Below are 2,910 nucleotides of genomic sequence, written 5' to 3' on the forward strand. Positions count from 1 at the left end.
GATAAATAAAATCATGGATATTGGAAATGGAGTGGCAGAATACTTTTATGAATAATCAACATTTGTCAACAGTTTGTATAGTTCATTTGCACCCTTCGGGATGCAAACGTACCATACAATAGACGTTAGCAACAACTTAAAACCTTAAATATGAAAATTATTGTTAATGATAAGCAATCTCTTTATAATGCAATTAATAATGGAACTGGAGATAAATTAATAGTTGTAGAAGAAAATAGTATAATCGAGATTAATGATGATCCTTTTTTTGATCAATATCTAACAGCAAGAATTTGCCTTAAATTTGAATTTAATTCTCGTTTGAAGTTTATTGATAATGGTAGATTTAGATGGTTTGGAAGAATAGAATTCTATGAATATTCTCAATATATTCTTGATATTACTAATTCGAATGACCCAGAAAATGCAGTTTATGGACATATAACTAATTCAACAATTAAACTAGAATGGTTTGGCGCTCAAGCTTCAAATCAATACAACATTTTTAGAGAAGATACTCCAAGTGGTGGCGCCGTGGTTTCTGAACCAAATTACAGTAGGATTAATGATCTTATTTATCGTCTTATTCCAGATAACACCTTACAATTCAAATGTGCTCTTAACTTGGCTAAAGCAATAAAAAGATCCAAATATGATAGGGTAAAAAACTACTCCAATGGTAAAATAATACAACTAGAGGCAGGTTTTTATGGTATTTCGGAAACTTTAATGATCCCCAATGGTATTGAATTGATTGGTTATGGCCCAACAAAAACTGCTATAATTGATAAATCTGAAGATGGGTTACATATTATGTTTAGACTTAGAGATACCCGTTATGAACCTGTAGAATATAAGTTAGATGAAAATGGAAATATTGCTACAGACACTGAAGGGAATCCTATAATTATAACTCAATTCGGGAATTACATACGAATTAAAAATTTAGGCATAAGAGGATTTGGATCAAACGAGATTCATCCAAAAAACTGGAAAACGAACCACCTTATTTACGCATTCGAATGTGTATATTCTATTGTTATAGATAATTGTAGAATTGAAAAAGGAAAAAATCTTGTGAAATTAGAAAATTGTTTTGGAGATGTTCGAATTACTAATAGTAATTTGTCTTATGCTTCTAATGGAATTATTAACTTAATAAAATGTCACGGTTTTAAACTAGATCATTGTAGAGTTGAAGTTTGCAAGAATTTTGATTCAGATTATCCAGACAATCAAGATAAACATGATGCAAAACCTTCTGCTGCCATTCAAATCAGTGGGGGAGGGCAACCAGTTCTAATCCAAAATACAATTGTGCAATTCAATTCGGGATACGGAATATATGCGAGAGGAGTTAACCTATTAAATATTAGCAGCTGCTATTTCGAAGATAACTTTATTTTTACTAGCGGTGAAAATATTGATGTAGGTTGTCAAATTATGATAACCGAATCTGTTCAAGCAAATATCATTGGCAATTCTTTTACACAAGAAAGGCCAAATCAAGTTGATAATGTTAATCCACCTAATAATTATGCTGTAAGAGTTCATAAATCAAGAATTTTTCACTTTACAGGAAACAGGGTCACAAACAATACGAGTAAAGGTGGGAATATGACTGGAGCATACATAATTGGTGGTAAATATAACGACAACATTGACACCAATATAGTAGGTACAAATAATCCAAACGAAACGAACCAAAGCAACTTTATAGATTTATAAAAAGTTGCTAACAGTTTGTATATTGCATATGCTCCCTTCGGGAAGCAAACGCAACATACAAGAGACGTTACCCAACATTTTGAAAAAAGTCACAAAAAGTAACCTCGAACAGAATTTAAAAGAAGCCACTTCTACTCTATTAGAAATGGCGAGAAATTCTTGTTGGAATAAAATTTCGGACAATACCAGTTATATTATTTCGGAAATTAAAAATGACAAACAGAATAGAACTGAACGAAAAAAAATTAATGATAAAAAGAAACCCAAGTCACTCGAAAAAATAACGGCTGAGTTAAAAGTCTTTTATGAAGATTTGTACGATATAAACTTATACATATATAAAAGCGAAAAAGAAAATACTATAATTGAAATTCAATATTATCCGAAATCATTACTCGAATCCGACTATTATGAAACTGTAAAAAGCAATCAACCAATGCTACATTCTAAAATCGGACTTCCAAATTATCGAAAAAATGATACAGACAAATTTGATATTAATTGGGAATTAGGTGGTATTCGACACGAATGGAATAGTTTTTTAGCTAAAATTCAATTCAAGATTTGGAATATAAACGTGAAATGAAAAAAAGCTAAGGCGAATTTAATGAATATAAGTTTTGATCTTGATAGCACATTAATTCCTAACGGAAAGGAATTTAAAACCGAAAAACGAAGCAGAATTGCTAAACTGTTCGGAATTGAAGAAATGCGAAAAGGTACACGTGAATTGATTTCTAATTTGCAAAATGAGGAACACAAAATTCATATTTACACGACATCGTTTCGTAGCAAAAGAAAAATAAGACGGACTTTAAAATATTATGGAATAAGAGTAAACCGAATTGTGACCGAAAAAGAGAATCGAAAAGTTTTAAAATCTCGGAATATTAATTCATCTAAGTTTCCTCCAGCATTTGATTTTGACATACACGTAGATGATTTAAAAGGAGTAGGAATTGAAAGCGAACGATTTAATTTTAAAGCAATCATTGTTGAGCCAACTGACAAAAATTGGGTTGAAAAAATGAAAAATGAAATAAAAAACGTTGGGTAACAACTAAGCGTTCGTATGGTGCGTAGCGCCGATATATGAACGCAGTGTTGACTATCCCCGGCTGCTTTGCCGTATAGTTTTGTTTCTATGGGTTTTTCGTTAGGTTTGGTTGGTTGAATTACAGC

Annotated in this window: 3 protein-coding genes; all 3 read left to right on the forward strand. The window is 31.3% G+C overall.

Annotation, left to right across the window (positions count from 1 at the left end; translation table 11 throughout):
- The first annotated feature begins 150 nt into the window (after window positions 1–150).
- The 3 genes from F0000_RS26885 to F0000_RS26895 all read left to right on the forward strand — a co-directional run bounded on the left by F0000_RS26885 (window position 151) and on the right by F0000_RS26895 (window position 2,785).
- Window positions 151–1,728 (forward strand): hypothetical protein, encoded by a 1,578-nt coding sequence (locus F0000_RS26885; RefSeq protein ID WP_149627784.1) that lies wholly within the window; start codon window positions 151–153, stop codon window positions 1,726–1,728.
- Between the two features lie 79 nt (window positions 1,729–1,807).
- Entirely contained in the window at window positions 1,808–2,314 is a 507-nt protein-coding gene (locus F0000_RS26890; RefSeq protein ID WP_149627785.1) for a hypothetical protein, read from the forward strand.
- A gap of 21 nt (window positions 2,315–2,335) precedes the next feature.
- On the forward strand, window positions 2,336–2,785 hold the full coding sequence (locus F0000_RS26895) for an HAD family hydrolase (RefSeq protein WP_149627786.1): 450 nt from the start codon (window positions 2,336–2,338) through the stop codon (window positions 2,783–2,785).
- The last annotated feature ends 125 nt before the right edge of the window (window positions 2,786–2,910 follow it).

The organism is Aquimarina sp. RZ0 (assembly GCF_008370685.1).
Classification (GTDB): Bacteria; Bacteroidota; Bacteroidia; order Flavobacteriales; family Flavobacteriaceae; genus Aquimarina.